Annotated in this window: 11 protein-coding genes; 7 read left to right on the forward strand and 4 right to left on the reverse strand. The window is 51.7% G+C overall.

What is annotated here, in order from left to right; translation table 11 throughout:
* Nucleotides 1-55: 55 nt before the first annotated feature.
* The 6 genes from lptD (at nucleotide 56) to apaH (ending at nucleotide 6894) form a co-directional block, all read left to right on the forward strand.
* The gene (gene lptD, locus SPM24T3_RS00545) at nucleotides 56-2398 is read left to right on the forward strand and encodes an LPS assembly protein LptD (RefSeq protein WP_009634721.1); all 2343 of its coding nucleotides are present in this window, start codon (nucleotides 56-58) and stop codon (nucleotides 2396-2398) included.
* A 74-nt stretch (nucleotides 2399-2472) separates the two neighbouring features.
* On the forward strand, nucleotides 2473-3768 hold the full coding sequence (gene surA / locus SPM24T3_RS00550; RefSeq protein ID WP_009634722.1) for a peptidylprolyl isomerase SurA: 1296 nt from the start codon (nucleotides 2473-2475) through the stop codon (nucleotides 3766-3768).
* A complete protein-coding gene (gene pdxA, locus SPM24T3_RS00555; RefSeq protein WP_009634723.1) occupies nucleotides 3758-4828 on the forward strand; it encodes a 4-hydroxythreonine-4-phosphate dehydrogenase PdxA in 1071 nt (356 codons plus the stop codon). Before surA ends, pdxA begins: the two co-directional genes overlap by 11 nt.
* Nucleotides 4821-5639: a 16S rRNA (adenine(1518)-N(6)/adenine(1519)-N(6))-dimethyltransferase RsmA gene (gene rsmA / locus SPM24T3_RS00560; RefSeq protein ID WP_009634724.1), complete on the forward strand. Its 819-nt coding sequence runs from the start codon at nucleotides 4821-4823 to the stop codon at nucleotides 5637-5639. The genes pdxA and rsmA overlap by 8 nt, the downstream gene beginning before the upstream one ends.
* 20 nt (nucleotides 5640-5659) lie before the next feature.
* Nucleotides 5660-6037 carry a Co2+/Mg2+ efflux protein ApaG gene (gene apaG / locus SPM24T3_RS00565; RefSeq protein WP_009634725.1) on the forward strand — a complete coding sequence of 126 codons (378 nt, stop codon included), beginning with the start codon at nucleotides 5660-5662 and terminating at the stop codon, nucleotides 6035-6037.
* 20 nt (nucleotides 6038-6057) lie between these two features.
* Nucleotides 6058-6894, forward strand: a complete 837-nt coding sequence (gene apaH, locus SPM24T3_RS00570) for a bis(5'-nucleosyl)-tetraphosphatase (symmetrical) ApaH (protein WP_009634726.1) — start codon at nucleotides 6058-6060, stop codon at nucleotides 6892-6894.
* A gap of 142 nt (nucleotides 6895-7036) precedes the next feature.
* Here the strand turns inward: apaH and folA are convergent, their stop codons facing one another.
* The gene (folA, locus tag SPM24T3_RS00575) at nucleotides 7037-7525 is read right to left on the reverse strand and encodes a type 3 dihydrofolate reductase (protein WP_009634727.1); all 489 of its coding nucleotides are present in this window, start codon (nucleotides 7523-7525) and stop codon (nucleotides 7037-7039) included.
* A 433-nt stretch (nucleotides 7526-7958) separates the two neighbouring features.
* Between folA and SPM24T3_RS00580 the strand changes: the two genes are divergently transcribed.
* Nucleotides 7959-8573, forward strand: a complete 615-nt coding sequence (locus tag SPM24T3_RS00580) for a LysE family translocator (RefSeq protein WP_009634728.1) — start codon at nucleotides 7959-7961, stop codon at nucleotides 8571-8573.
* A gap of 71 nt (nucleotides 8574-8644) precedes the next feature.
* Here SPM24T3_RS00580 and kefC read toward each other — a convergent pair whose 3' ends face one another.
* The 3 genes from kefC to carB form a co-directional block, all read right to left on the reverse strand.
* A complete protein-coding gene (gene kefC, locus SPM24T3_RS00585; RefSeq protein ID WP_009634729.1) occupies nucleotides 8645-10498 on the reverse strand; it encodes a glutathione-regulated potassium-efflux system protein KefC in 1854 nt (617 codons plus the stop codon).
* Nucleotides 10491-11066: a glutathione-regulated potassium-efflux system oxidoreductase KefF gene (kefF, locus tag SPM24T3_RS00590; protein ID WP_009634730.1), complete on the reverse strand. Its 576-nt coding sequence runs from the start codon at nucleotides 11064-11066 to the stop codon at nucleotides 10491-10493. Before kefF ends, kefC begins: the two co-directional genes overlap by 8 nt.
* A 164-nt stretch (nucleotides 11067-11230) precedes the next feature.
* Nucleotides 11231-14455, reverse strand: a complete 3225-nt coding sequence (carB, locus tag SPM24T3_RS00595; protein ID WP_009634731.1) for a carbamoyl-phosphate synthase large subunit — start codon at nucleotides 14453-14455, stop codon at nucleotides 11231-11233.
* Between the last annotated feature and the right edge of the window lie 4 nt (nucleotides 14456-14459).

Raw genomic sequence — 14459 nt, forward strand, 5'->3', positions numbered from 1 at the left:
GTCTCTGACCGTTTGCCGGAATGACGCCTCTGATGACGGAACACACATTTTACGTATGAAAAAAAGCTTCCCCACCCTGCTGGCCACTATGATTTGGACAGCACTTTATAGCCAGGGCGCACTGGCCGATCTCGCTGAACAATGCATGCTCGGCGTGCCGACCTATGACAAACCTTTAGTCACAGGGGACACCAATCAGCTTCCAGTGAAAATTCAGGCAGATCATGCCCAGGGAACCTATCCTAACGATGCCGTATATACCGGCAACGTTAACGTCGAGCAAGGTAACAGCACGTTAACCGCTGACCAGGTTCAACTCAATCAGGTGACGAACCCCAAAGACCCTACGCCACTGAGAACGGCTACCGCAACGGGCGATGTACTGTATTTTGATAATCAGATTAAGCTGAAAGGCCCTAAAGCCTTCTCTAACCTGAATACCAAAGACACCGACATGCAGAAAGGCGATTATCAGATGGTGGGCCGTCAGGGCCGTGGTACGGCTGATCTGATGAAGCAGCGCGACAAGAACCGCTATACCATTCTGAATAACGGAACTTTTACCTCCTGTCTGCCGGGCGATAACAGCTGGAGCGTTGTGGGGACTACGATCATCGAAGACCGCCAGGAAGAGCTGGCAGAAATCTGGAACGCCCGTTTCCATATCGGTCCGGTTCCGGTGTTCTATAGCCCTTATATGCAGCTGCCAATCGGCAACACGCGCCGCTCAGGTTTCCTGATCCCGAATTTGAAATACAGCACCAAGAACGGTGTTGATTTCGCGCTGCCGTATTATTGGAACATCGCACCAAATTACGATGCCACCATTACTCCGCACTACATGAGTAAACGTGGTCTCCAGTTACAGAACGAATTCCGTTACCTGACTGCTTTGGGTGCCGGTGTGATGGAATTTGACTTCCTGAACAACGATAAAGGTTCCAACGACGAGCATCCAGATTTAGACAGAACAAAACGTTGGATGTTCTACTGGAACCACAACGGCGTTTACGATCAACACTGGCGCCTCAACGTTGACTATACCAAGGTCAGTGATACTTACTATTTCAACGATTTTGACTCTAAGTATGGTTCGACGACCGACGGCTATGCTGCGCAAAAATTCAGCGTAGGTTACGCCGATCAGAATTGGGACGCGACGCTGTCAACCAAGCAGTTCCAGATATTCTCTGAAGCTACGACCAATAATGTCTACCGCGCCCTGCCGCAGTTAGACATGAACTACTACAAAAACGATCTTGGCCCATTCAATTTCCACACTTATGGCCAAATTGTCAGATTTGACAACGTTAACCCTGAATACCCTTCGGCAACCCGCTGGCATGTCGCGCCTGAGATTGATCTGCCGTTAAGCAACCGCTGGGGAAGCTGGGATAACGAAGTCAAGGTAATGGCGACCCACTACCAGCAGAGTATTCCGGGGGATTATTATCGAGATAACCCGACGACTCCGCTTAAGAGTTCGGTTAACCGCGTTATGCCGGAATTCAAGAGTGACGCAAAAATGGTGTTTGACCGCACCATGGACTGGAACTCTGACTACACGCAGACTTTAGAACCGCGTTTGCAATACTTGTATATTCCGTATCGCAATCAGAATGATATTCAACAGTACGACTCAACGCTGCTGCAGACCGACTATACTGGCCTGTTCCGCGATCAAAGCTACAGTGGGCTTGACCGTATCGCCTCTGCCAACCAGGTTGCATCCGGCGTAACTACCCGTATCTATGACGCGAACTCAGTCGAGCGCTTTAACGTGTCTGCGGGGCAGATTTACTACTTCACCCCGCCACGCACAGGCAGCAATGACGCGCTGTACAACAGTAGCAAAACCGGGAGCGTTGTCTGGGCCGGTGACACCTACTACAAAATCAATGATGCCTGGGCTGTACGCGGTGGCATTCAGTATGACGCACGTCTTGATTCTGTAGCCTTGGGCGATGCGGTACTGGAATATCGTGCTGACGCAGATAGAATGGTCCAGTTCAGCTACCGTTATGCCAGCTCGGAATATATCGAGGCAACACTGCCTAACCTGACTGACGCAGGATATCAGCAAGGCATTTCTCAGGCCGGGGTTATTGCAAGCTGGCCTATCGCTGACCGTTGGGCCGTGGTCGGTGCCTATTATTATGACACCAAAGCCAAGCAGGCCGCCGATCAGCTGCTGGGTCTCCAATACAGCACCTGCTGCTGGGCCGTCAACTTTGGCTACGAGCGCAAGATTATCAACTGGGATTCAACCAGCGAAAAGAGCATATACGACAAAAGTATTGGATTTAACATTGAACTTCGCGGCCTTGGTACTAATCAAAACCTCGGAACTGCTGAAATGTTAAAAGGCGGCATACTGCCTTATCAGCGCGCATTCTGATGCTCAACGGCATGTTGAATTCAGTAAACTTGAAACTTGAATCCGCATTTGCGGAGAAAATAAATGGAAAAAGTATGAAGAACTGGAGAACACTTCTCCTCGGCGTGGTGCTTTGTGCTAACACCGCGTTCGCAGCACCGCAAGAGGTTGATAAAGTTGCCGCCGTTGTGGATAACGGGGTGGTTCTGGAAAGCGAAGTCAATGACATGCTGCAGTCCGTTAAGCAGCAGGCTAAAGAATCCAAGCAACAGCTGCCAGATGAAGCGACACTGCGTCGCCAGATCCTCGATCGCCTGATTATGGATAACATTCAGCTGCAAATGGCCACCAAAATGGGCATTACACTGACTGACGATGACGTGACCAAAGCTATTGCCGGGATTGCGCAGCAAAACAATCTGACCGTTGATCAACTGCGCAGCCGTCTGGCTTACGAAGGTCTTGACTACAACACTTATCGTACCCAGATCCGCAAAGAAATTTTGATTTCTGAAGTGCGCAACGGTGAAGTTCGTCGTCGCGTGACAATTCTGCCTCAGGAAGTTGATGCGCTGGCTAAACAAATGGCCGCACAGACTGATAACGAAGCAGAATATAATCTGAGCAACATCTTGCTGCCGTTACCGCAAAATCCAACTCAGGATCAGGTTGATCAAACCGAAATATTGGCCAAGAAACTTGTTAGTGACCTGAACCACGGTGCTGATTTTGCGAAAATGGCGATGACTTACTCTGCCGATCCGCACGCCCTTGACGGCGGCAACATGGGCTGGGGCAAGCTACAAGGTCTGCCTTCACTGTTTGCCCAGGCTTTGGTTAACGCCAAGAAAGGTCAGGTAGTTGGCCCTATCCGTTCAGGTGTTGGTTTCCACATTCTGAAAGTCAATGACATGCGTCAGGCCGATCAAAAAGTCTCTGTGACCGAAGTTCACGCTCGCCATATCCTGCTGAAAACGTCTGTAGTGATGACGGATGCACAGGCTCAGGCTAAACTTCAACAAGTTGCAGCAGCCATCAGAAGCGGCCGTGCCAACTTTGCCGATGAAGCGAAACAGCTTTCTCAGGACCCTGGTTCTGCGGTTAACGGCGGTGACTTGGGCTGGTCTTCACCAGACATGTACGATCCGGCATTCCGTGATGCGCTGCTTAAGCTGAAAAAAGGCGAAATCAGTGCACCTGTTCACTCTTCATACGGCTGGCACTTGATTCAACTGATTGATACTCGTCAGGTTGATGGGACCAATGCGGCGATGAAAGACAAAGCTTATCGTCTGCTGTTTAACCGTAAATTTGCAGAAGAAGCCCAGTCCTGGATGCAGGAACAGCGTGCTCAGTCGTACGTAAAAATTCTGGATGGCAATGGACAATAATACCCACGTGACTCAATCAGTGGTCATTACCCCCGGCGAACCTGCCGGGGTTGGGCCTGATCTGGTTCTTGCACTGGCTCAACGGGACTGGCCCGTTGAGCTTGTCGTTTGTGCGTGCCCGTCTTTGCTGCTTTCCCGAGCCAAGGCGTTAGGTCTGCCCGTTCGTTTACTGGATTATCGCCCAGGTTTTGCCAAACCTCAGGCGGCTGGCACGCTGACCGTTCTTCCCGTGCCGCTGGCTGAAACTGCTGTCGCGGGTGAGCTTAACGTTGCCAACGGCCCGTATGTGGTTGAAACCCTGGCTCGCGCTTGTGACGGCGCGCTAAACGGTGAGTTTGCTGCGCTGATTACCGGTCCGGTTCAGAAAAGTATCATCAATGACGCCGGCATTCCGTTTATTGGTCATACCGAATTCTTCGCCGATCGCAGCCTGTGCGACCGAGTAGTAATGATGCTGGCGACGGAAGAGCTCCGCGTTGCGCTGGCGACCACGCACCTGCCATTAAAGGACGTATCGGACGCCATCACTCAGCAGAGCCTGCATGAAGTGATCACCATTCTTGATAACGACCTGAAAACAAAATTTGGCATCGCGTCTCCACAGATTTACGTCTGCGGCTTGAACCCTCATGCGGGCGAAGGCGGGCACATGGGTCGTGAAGAAATCGATACCATCACGCCTGCGCTCAACTCGCTGCGTGAAAAAGGCATCAACCTGATTGGCCCATTGCCGGCAGATACGCTTTTCCAGCCAAAATATCTGCAACACGCTGATGCCGTGCTGGCCATGTATCACGATCAGGGCCTTCCGGTGTTAAAATATCAGGGATTTGGTCGGGCAGTGAATATCACTCTGGGGCTGCCGTTTATTCGCACCTCGGTAGATCACGGCACCGCACTGGATCTTGCTGCAACCGGCAAAGCCGACGTTGGCAGCTTTATTACCGCATTAAATCTTGCCATTAACATGGCCTCTGTCAGTAATGACATCAATCTGTCTGCAATGACGACTCATGTCAGCACCGACAACAACAGTAGTGTAAAAAACAGCAATGAATAATCGAGTCCACCAAGGCCACTTTGCCCGTAAACGCTTTGGACAAAACTTTTTAAAAGATCAGTTTGTCATCGATAGCATCGTTTCGGCGATCCATCCCCTGCCCGGCCAGGCCGTAGTTGAAATCGGCCCCGGTCTGGCGGCGTTGACCGAGCCGGTCGCGGCACGTCTGGATAGCATGACGGTAATTGAGCTTGACCGTGATTTGGCGGCCCGACTTGAGGTTAATCCCAAGCTGGCCAACAAGCTGCGTGTCATTCAGGCCGATGCGATGACCGTTAACTTTGGCGAACTGTCAGAAGAGCTGGGCCAGCCGCTGCGCGTGTTCGGCAACCTGCCGTACAACATCTCGACGCCGTTGATGTTCCATCTCTTCACCTACACCACCTCGATTAGTGACATGCATTTCATGTTGCAGAAAGAAGTAGTGAATCGTCTGGTGGCTGGACCGAACAGCAAGGCTTACGGGCGTTTGAGCGTGATGGCGCAGTATTACTGCAACATCATTCCTGTGCTCGAAGTACCGCCGGAATCCTTTACGCCGGCCCCTAAAGTGGATTCAGCCGTAGTGCGTTTGACGCCGCATGCAGAAATTCCTTATCCTGTGTCTGATATTCGTATTCTGGCGCGCTTGACCACCGACGCTTTTAACCAGCGCCGCAAAACCATCCGCAACAGTCTGGGGCATTTGTTCACTCCAGAGCAGATGACTGAGCTGGGCCTGGATCTCTCAATGCGTGCCGAGAATATTTCCGTTGAAAGTTATTGCAAGCTGGCTAACTGGCTTTCAGTACGTAAAAACAACGAACAGTAAACCTCAGCTGGAGTTACGTTATGCTTAATGCCCCGCGAGTCAGTATTCAGGTACAAAGTATCTACATAGAATCTCAGTCGATACCGGAAGAACAGCGATATGTTTTCGCCTATACCATTACTATCCGCAATCTCGGGCGTCATAACGTACAGCTTTTGCGCCGTTACTGGCTGATAACCAACAGTAACGGCCATAAGACAGAGGTTCAGGGAGAGGGCGTAATTGGCGAACAACCGCTGATTACTCCCGCTGGCGAATTCCATTACACTAGCGGCGCTATCCTTGAAACACCCATGGGCACTATGGAAGGCCATTACGAAATGATCGATCAAGACGGTAACCCCTTCCGCGTCGCTATCCCCGTATTTCGCCTTGCACTCCCTACCCTGATTAATTGAGTTTCAAGTAAGAAGGTAAAATGTCGACATACTTAGTGGGTGATATTCATGGCTGTCTGGATGAGCTTAAAGCCCTTCTCGCACAGGTAGCTTTTAACCCACAGCAGGATACTTTGTGGCTGACCGGCGATCTGGTTTCTCGCGGCCCAGATTCTCTCGGAGTCCTGCGATATGTCAGCAGTCTGGGCGATTCCGTTCGTATGGTATTGGGCAACCATGATCTGCATCTGCTGGCCATCTTTGCCGGCATCACGCCAAATAAGCCAAAAGACAAGCTGACTCCGCTGCTGGAAGCCGAGGATGCCGACGAGCTGATTAACTGGCTGCGCCGCCAACCGGTATTACAGATTGATGATGAGTTAAAGCTGGTGATGGGACATGCGGGTATTACCCCGCAATGGAATATCGAGACGGCAAAAATTTGCGCTCGTGAAGTTGAAGCGATTCTCGGCAGCGACAGTTATCCGCTGTTCCTGGATGCGATGTACGGCGATATGCCAAACAACTGGTCGGAAGACCTCAGCGGCCTTTCTCGCCTGCGCTTTAGCACCAATGCGCTAACCCGCATGCGCTATTGTTTCCCCAATGGCGAGCTGGATATGATCTGCAAAGATGCTCCGGAAGATGCGCCGCGCCCGCTCAAACCCTGGTTCGCGCTGCCAGGCAAAGTCATGGAAGAAGGCTATAGCATTATCTTTGGCCATTGGGCATCGTTAGAGGGTAAAGGTACGCCTGAAGGCATTTATGGTTTGGATACTGGATGCTGCTGGGGCGGGGTAATGACCCTGCTGCGCTGGGAAGATCAAACCTATTTCACCCAGCCCGCCTTTCGTCGCAAAGACAAACAGGCTTCTTGATTTTTAAAGCCCTGGCTGTTGTGTGACAGTTGGCTGAAAAAGCAAAAGGCACCCATTGGGTGCCTTTGTTGCTTTCAATTCTGGTTACATTCAATTCTAGTTGCATTCAATTCTAGTTACATTGAATTCTATGCGGGCGAAATTACTCGCCGCGGCGATCCAGAATTTCAAAACAATAGCCGTGAGTGTTCGCTTCATCTGCGTCATGGAACTCGCTAAATACGCTTTCCCACTCGTCAGGCTCGTAGTCAGGGAAATGCGTGTCCCCTTCAACTTCAGCATCAATGTGTGTCAGATACAGGCGGTTGGCGCGCTTGAGGAACTGGGTGTAGACTTTCCCCCCTCCCATAATCATCACTTCTTCTGCATTACCCGCTGCAGATAAAGCTTCATCGACAGAGCTTACCCAGGTTACGCCATCCAGGCTTCCAGGCTGGCTGCTGATAACGATATTTAGACGACCAGGTAATGGTCGGCCAATCGACTCGAAAGTCTTGCGCCCCATAATAACCGGTTTGTTCAGCGTGTTACGCTTGAACCAAGCCAGGTCACCCGGTAAATGCCAGGGCATAGCGTTTTCCATACCGATAACGCGATCCGCTGCCATTGCAGCGATCAGGCTGATAATCATCGTGAAACCTTTGGTGAAGTGCTAATAAGAATAGATTCGTGGTTCCGCCAGCAGACGACATACAGCAGACCAGGAACAAATTCTATGTCGGGGCAGAAAAGAGCCACACTATACGGAAAGGCTAATCGCCCGTCGATAGGGATAATGTGCCTTGCTGAAGATATAAGAGACCTCTTAGCACAGGCTGACTTCGGCAGAACAATACACTAACTGGTTAGCTTTAAGGGGGTGTAAAGCGTCAAACCTTCTAATTCAGGCAGCGTATCGTGCTAACACAGCCGTAAAGTTAACCAACCATGTAAACTGTTCCATACATCGTGGGTGAGAATGTATACAAACGGGAAAGGTCCCCATATTCTGCCGCTGTTAAAAATCAGCGATTGGCGTATGATGCCGCCATAATTTTTCTCGCTCCTTGATAACGGTCAGTGAAATGCTCGAAACCTCTTTGTTTGTCGCGACCATCGCCGCGTTGGGGATGATCTCCCCTGGTCCGGATTTCTTTCTGGTGATTAAGAATGCCGCGCGCTATCCACGCCCCGCAGCGCTGATGACCTCGCTCGGCGTGGTTTGTGGCGTGATAACTCATATGTCGTATTGCGTGGCAGGGCTGGCGGTGGTGATCACCAAAACGCCATGGCTGTTTGATTTACTGAAATACGTGGGCGCAGCTTATCTGATTTGGGTCGGCATTCAGGCGCTGTTTTCGCGTACCAATAGCAAGATGAATCTGGACAATGTTGCGCCACAGCAAGTCAAACTGGGTAAAGCATTTGTGCAGGGTTACCTGTGCAACCTGCTGAACCCTAAAGCGACGCTGTTTTTCCTGGCAATGTTTACTCAGGTTTTACAGATCAACTCAAGCCTGGGCGAGAAGCTGTGGTATGCCTCAATTATCGTCGGCCTTTCCGTGATCTGGTGGCCGCTGTTGGTGGTGCTTATCCAAAGCGGTCCGGTGCGTCGCGGTCTGGCCAAGGCGCAAAAGCTGATTGATAAAATGCTCGGCGGCGTGCTTATCGCGTTGGGTATTAAAGTAGCTCTGAGCTGATTGTCGATTTACACCTCAGATAAAAAAAGCGCATTCATTGAATGCGCTTTTTAGCATCAGGCAGGGGAAACTTACCCCTCCTTCGCCTCAATCACGTCGTGTTCAGGCGCTTTACCATCAATACTTCCGCGCCAGCTTTGCTGCTGTTCCCCCAACCGTTGCTGATCTTCCTCTATTGCTGCGGTCAACATATCGCGAGCACGGGCCAGACCAGCAAGGCGGAATTCGGTATCCTCATAGTTCGCCAGCGTCGCTTCCAGCATCTTCAGGTTGAAGAATTTGAACTGTTCGGCTTTTTCTCGCGCTTCATAAGGATCCAACCCCAATAGCTCCAGTGTTTCCCGTCCTGCACGCAAAGAACCTTCAAACAGTTCACGCTCTGGCGCTTCAACGCCTAGCTGACGAAGCTGATACCAGTGGTCAACGTCACGAGCACGGGCAATGATTTTAAGATTCGGGAAATTCTCTTTCGCCAAACGGGTCAGTTCAAGGTTAGCCGCAACATCATCGATAGCGTTGATTAACACCTTGGCCTGAGCTGCACCGGCAGACTCGAGCAGGTCCACGCGCGTTGCATCACCGTAAAACACCTTGGTGCCGAATTTACGCAGAGTCTCGATGTGATCCGGATCGTTGTCCAAAACCACCGTGTGCACATTGTTAGCCAGCAGCAAACGACCGGCGATTTGCCCGAAACGTCCAAAGCCGGCAATAATTACGCTCGCGTGCTCGTCGTCGATGATATCCTGCGGACGATCGTCCTTCGGCGCATTTCGCTCCAACCGGCTGGCAATCACCAGTAATATCGGCGTTACCGCCATAGATAGCGCAACTGCCAGCGTCAGCGCTTTAGCCCAATCGGCTGGAAGTACCCCTGCCAGCTGGGCCGCACTGAAGATAACAAACGCGAACTCACTGCCCTGACCCAGCAAAATGGCAAACATTCCGCGCTGGCGCTTTGGCACACTCAGCATTGGCGCAATGATCCACAGCAGAGCGGCTTTTAAAGCCATAAAACCAACCAGCAAACCGGCAATCAGCAGCGGATGATGAATCAGCGTTCCAAAGTCGATAGACATACCGACGCCAATAAAGAACAGCCCGAGCAGCAAACCTTTGAAAGGCTGAATATCGCTTTCGAGTGCGTGACGATATTCAGAGCTGGCAAGCATTACCCCGGCCAGGAATGCTCCCATCGCCATCGACAGTCCCGCCATTTCCAGAAGCAGACCGAAGCCAAATACCAGGAACAACGCCACGGCACTGAACACTTCACGCATGTTGGAACGGGCAACAAAATGCAGCACCGGGCGAGCCACGTAGCGACCCAGCAGAATCACGATCGCCAGCGCGCCAACCACTTTTGCCGCCGAAATACCAAATGCCAGCATGGTGGTTGATTCGCCGGTGCTGGCCAGCAGTGGGATCATCGCCACCAGCGGGATAGCCGCGATATCCTGGAACAGCAGCACGGCAAAGGCGCTGCGACCAATCGGCGTAGGCGTCAAACTGCGCTCACTCATCGCCTGCATGGCAATGGCGGTTGAGGACAGCGCCAGCGTCAGGCCAATCAGAATGGCAATTTTCCAGTCGAGGCCTAACGCGGCGCAAAACGCGCTGAGCACCAGTCCACAGCCTACTATCTGGATACTACCGCCGCCAAATACCGAGGCACGCAGGGTCCAGAGCCTTTTGGGATCTAGCTCAAGGCCAATAATGAATAACATCAGCACTACGCCAATTTCGGCGAAGGTCAGTATCGATTCGGCATCAGAGACCAGTTTTAAGCCCCACGGGCCGATGATGCATCCGGCAATCAGATAACCCAGCACGGAACCTAAACCGAAACGCACGGCAATCGGGACAAACAGCGCGGCTGATCCAAGGTAGATAAGCCCCTCAATCATCATGCCGTGATTATCCATTGGTTTCTCCTTCCATTGCCTGAGGCTGAACGGCAACCGCTGCCGGATGTGCTGTTTGCCAGTCGATAAGCCGCTGACGATAAGCTAATGCGGCGGCACTAATCGCCACCTCGTCGCAGGTAAATGTGTTATGCAAGGCAAAATAGGGCTGCCATTTCATGCCGCAGTACAACGCAGTAGCCTCAAGTGGCTGCGCCAGAGCAGAGAAATCAGGGTGATGACCCAGTTGAAAATGCTGTTCGTTACCGCCGGTAGTCACCGCCCACATACAGCCTTTGCCGTTAAGTACATCCCCGCCTTGACCATAGGCCCAACCGTGCTCCAGCACCTTGTCGATCCACAGTTTGACCAACGGAGGTAAGCCGTACCACTGCATTGGATGTTGAAAAATGACCAAATCAGCTTCTTCTACTGCTTTTTGTTCGGCTTTAATGTCAATGGTGAAGTCAGGATAAAGATCGTAGAGAGATCTGATTTTTACGTCAGGAAGATCCTTTATTTCCTGAAGTAAACGCTTATTGGCATGAGAATGCCGAGGATAAGGGTGAGCATAAATAATCAGGATCATAAAAGGTCCATTAAAATCGTATTTTGAACAGCATACGCAACTTTGGACCAGAGGAAAAACATGCCTGCTATTGATTAAGTTAAATTAATTAAAAAAGTAAAAAAAAAGGGCGCTGCACAATGCGGCGCCCTCAATTTCTTCAGCAATTAAATCTAATCAGTGGATTAGGCTTTAATTTTGGCATGCATTTCCTGGACGGAAATAACCTGCTCAGTCGGGTCGGAAGACAGCGCCATGGTGGTGGCATAGCCGCCGTTCATGGTGGTGTCGTAATGCACTTTATATTGCAGCGCGCTGCGGCGAATAAGCTTGGAATCTTCAATCGCCTGGCGTCCAGCGGTAGTATTCACGATATAAGCATATTCGCCGTTTTTGATACGATCCTGAATGTGCGGACGGCCTTCATGCACCTTGTTAACCTGACGCACGGTAATGCCCGCGGCGGTCAATACTTCGGCAGTGCCCTGAGTCGCATCAATCTCGTAACCGTGTTCCAGCAGCTTGCCGGCCAAAGTCACTACGCGAGCTTTATCACCATCGCGAACAGACAGCAGCGCACGTCCAGTTTTCTTAACCGTAGACAGGCTACCCAACTGAGCTTTGGCAAAGGCTTCGGCGAAGGTGCGACCTACGCCCATGACTTCACCGGTAGAACGCATTTCAGGGCCGAGGATTGGGTCAACACCCGGGAATTTGTTAAACGGCAGCACGACTTCTTTCACGGAGTAGTACGGCGGAATAACTTCTTCGGTAATCCCCTGCTGAGCCAGCGTTTGGCCCGCCATCACGCGCGCCGCCACTTTTGCCAACGGTACGCCAGTCGCTTTAGAGACAAACGGTACGGTACGCGCGGCGCGTGGGTTAACTTCAATCAGGTAGACTTCGTTGTCTTTGACCGCAAACTGCACGTTCATCAGACCGCGAACTGACAGCTCGAAGGCCAGTTTTTCTGCCTGTTGACGCATAACGTCCTGAATTTCTTTGCTCAGGGTATACGCTGGCAATGAACACGCAGAGTCACCGGAGTGAACGCCCGCCTGCTCGATGTGCTCCATAATGCCGCCAATCAGCACGCGCTCACCGTCGCAAATTACGTCAACGTCAACTTCAACCGCATCATCAAGGAAGCGGTCGAGCAACACTGGCGCATCGTTGGAAACGCTGACTGCATTCTGGAAGTAGCGACGCATGTCAATTTCGTCATAAACGATTTCCATTGCACGACCACCCAGAACATAAGATGGACGAACGACCAGCGGATAACCAATACCTGCCGCTTTTTCAACTGCCTGCTCAATGGTTGCCACTGTGGCGTTGGCCGGCTGTTTCAGGCCGAGACGGATAACCGCCTGCTGGAAACGTTCGCGGTCTTCTGCACGGTCGATGGCGTCTGGGCTAGTACCGATAATCGGCACGCCACAGGCTTCCAGTTCACGAGCCAGTTTCAGCGGAGTCTGGCCGCCGTACTGTACGATTACGCCTTTTGGCTTCTCGATGCGCACGATCTCCAGCACGTCTTCCAAAGTCACTGACTCAAAGTACAAGCGGTCGGAAGTATCGTAGTCGGTAGAAACCGTTTCAGGGTTACAGTTGACCATAATGGTTTCGAAGCCGTCTTCGCGCAGCGCCAATGAGGCGTGAACGCAGCAGTAGTCGAATTCGATACCTTGACCAATACGGTTTGGACCGCCACCCAAAACCATGATTTTTGGTTTGGTATTGGTTGGGTTGGACTCGCACTCTTCTTCATAAGTGGAGTACATGTAAGCAGTATCGGTGGAGAATTCAGCCGCACAGGTATCAACACGTTTATAAACCGGGTGCAGATTAAGGCTGTGACGCAGCTTGCGAATTTCGCTTTCAGCCACGCCAGCAAGCTTGGCCAGACGCAGGTCGGCAAAGCCTTTACGCTTGAGGACGCGAAGGAAACCGTAATCCAGTGCGTTGATGCCGCCTTGTGCCACTTGGCCTTCCAGCTGAACCAGCTCTTCAATCTGCACCAGGAACCAGCGGTCAACGTTGGTCAGGTTGAAGATAGCGTCCAGAGACATACCGGCGCGGAAAGCGTCAGCGATGTACCAGATACGGTCAGAACCGGCATCTTTCAGCTCATGACGAATTTTGGTCAACGATTCTGGATCTTCCAGGTTCACAATGGGGTCAAAACCGCTGGCGCCCACTTCCAGACCGCGCAGTGCTTTTTGCATCGACTCCTGGAAGGTACGGCCAATTGCCATCACTTCGCCGACAGATTTCATCTGTGTAGTCAGACGGTCGTTGGCACCGGCAAATTTCTCGAAGTTAAAGCGAGGAATTTTAGTCACAACATAGTCGATAGACGGTTCAAACGAGGCCGGAGTTTTGCCACCGGTAATGTCGTTCATCAGCTCGTCGAGGGTGTAACCCACCGCCAGCTTGGCCGCGACTTTAGCAATCGGGAAGCCGGTAGCTTTAGAGGCCAGAGCGGAAGAACGCGACACGCGCGGGTTCATTTCGATAACAATCAGACGGCCATCTTTCGGGTTAACCGAGAACTGCACGTTTGAGCCACCGGTTTCAACGCCGATTTCACGCAGTACCGCCAATGAGGCGTTACGCATGATTTGATATTCTTTGTCAGTCAGCGTCTGCGCAGGCGCCACGGTGATTGAGTCACCCGTGTGGATGCCCATTGCGTCAAAGTTTTCGATAGAGCAGACGATGATACAGTTGTCGTTCTTATCGCGAACCACTTCCATCTCATACTCTTTCCAGCCAATCAGCGACTCGTCAATCAGCAGCTCTTTGGTGGGTGACAGGTCCAGACCACGCGTACAAATCTCTTCGAACTCTTCGTGGTTGTAAGCGATGCCACCGCCCGTGCCGCCCATGGTAAAGGAAGGACGGATAATACATGGGAAGCCAACGTCAGCCGCGATAACCAGCGCTTCTTCCATGTTGTGAGCAATACCTGAACGCGCAGTGCCCAAACCGATTTTCTTCATCGCGATATCAAAGCGACGACGGTCTTCTGCCTTGTCGATAGCATCGGCAGTCGCGCCAATCATGGTCACGCCAAACTCTGCCAGCACGCCCTGACGCTCAAGTTCCAGCGCACAGTTCAGCGCAGTCTGGCCGCCCATGGTAGGCAGCACGGCGTCTGGACGCTCTTTCTCGATAATTTTACGCACAACTTCCCAGTGAATAGGTTCGATGTAGGTTGCATCGGCCATTTCCGGGTCAGTCATGATGGTAGCTGGGTTAGAGTTCACCAGAATAACGCGGTAACCTTCTTCGCGCAGCGCTTTACACGCCTGAGCACCTGAGTAGTCAAACTCGCAGGCCTGTCCGATAACAATCGGACCCGCGCCCAGAATCAGAATGCTTTTTATGTCTGTACGTTTTGGCATTATC

The organism is Serratia sp. M24T3, from assembly GCF_000257645.1.
In the GTDB taxonomy this organism is placed as follows: Bacteria; Pseudomonadota; Gammaproteobacteria; order Enterobacterales; family Enterobacteriaceae; genus Rouxiella.

Bases quoted from the DNA above. Each gene is read 5' to 3' on its own strand.
- lptD (WP_009634721.1), top strand. From the start codon at position 56: ATGAAAAAAAGCTTCCCCACCCTGCTGGCCACTATGATTTGGACAGCA.
- surA (WP_009634722.1), top strand. From the start codon at position 2,473: ATGAAGAACTGGAGAACACTTCTCCTCGGCGTGGTGCTTTGTGCTAAC.
- pdxA (WP_009634723.1), top strand. From the start codon at position 3,758: ATGGACAATAATACCCACGTGACTCAATCAGTGGTCATTACCCCCGGC.
- rsmA (WP_009634724.1), top strand. From the start codon at position 4,821: ATGAATAATCGAGTCCACCAAGGCCACTTTGCCCGTAAACGCTTTGGA.
- apaG (WP_009634725.1), top strand. From the start codon at position 5,660: ATGCTTAATGCCCCGCGAGTCAGTATTCAGGTACAAAGTATCTACATA.
- apaH (WP_009634726.1), top strand. From the start codon at position 6,058: ATGTCGACATACTTAGTGGGTGATATTCATGGCTGTCTGGATGAGCTT.
- folA (WP_009634727.1), bottom strand. From the start codon at position 7,525: ATGATTATCAGCCTGATCGCTGCAATGGCAGCGGATCGCGTTATCGGT.
- SPM24T3_RS00580 (WP_009634728.1), top strand. From the start codon at position 7,959: ATGCTCGAAACCTCTTTGTTTGTCGCGACCATCGCCGCGTTGGGGATG.
- kefC (WP_009634729.1), bottom strand. From the start codon at position 10,498: ATGGATAATCACGGCATGATGATTGAGGGGCTTATCTACCTTGGATCA.
- kefF (WP_009634730.1), bottom strand. From the start codon at position 11,066: ATGATCCTGATTATTTATGCTCACCCTTATCCTCGGCATTCTCATGCC.
- carB (WP_009634731.1), bottom strand. From the start codon at position 14,455: ATGCCAAAACGTACAGACATAAAAAGCATTCTGATTCTGGGCGCGGGT.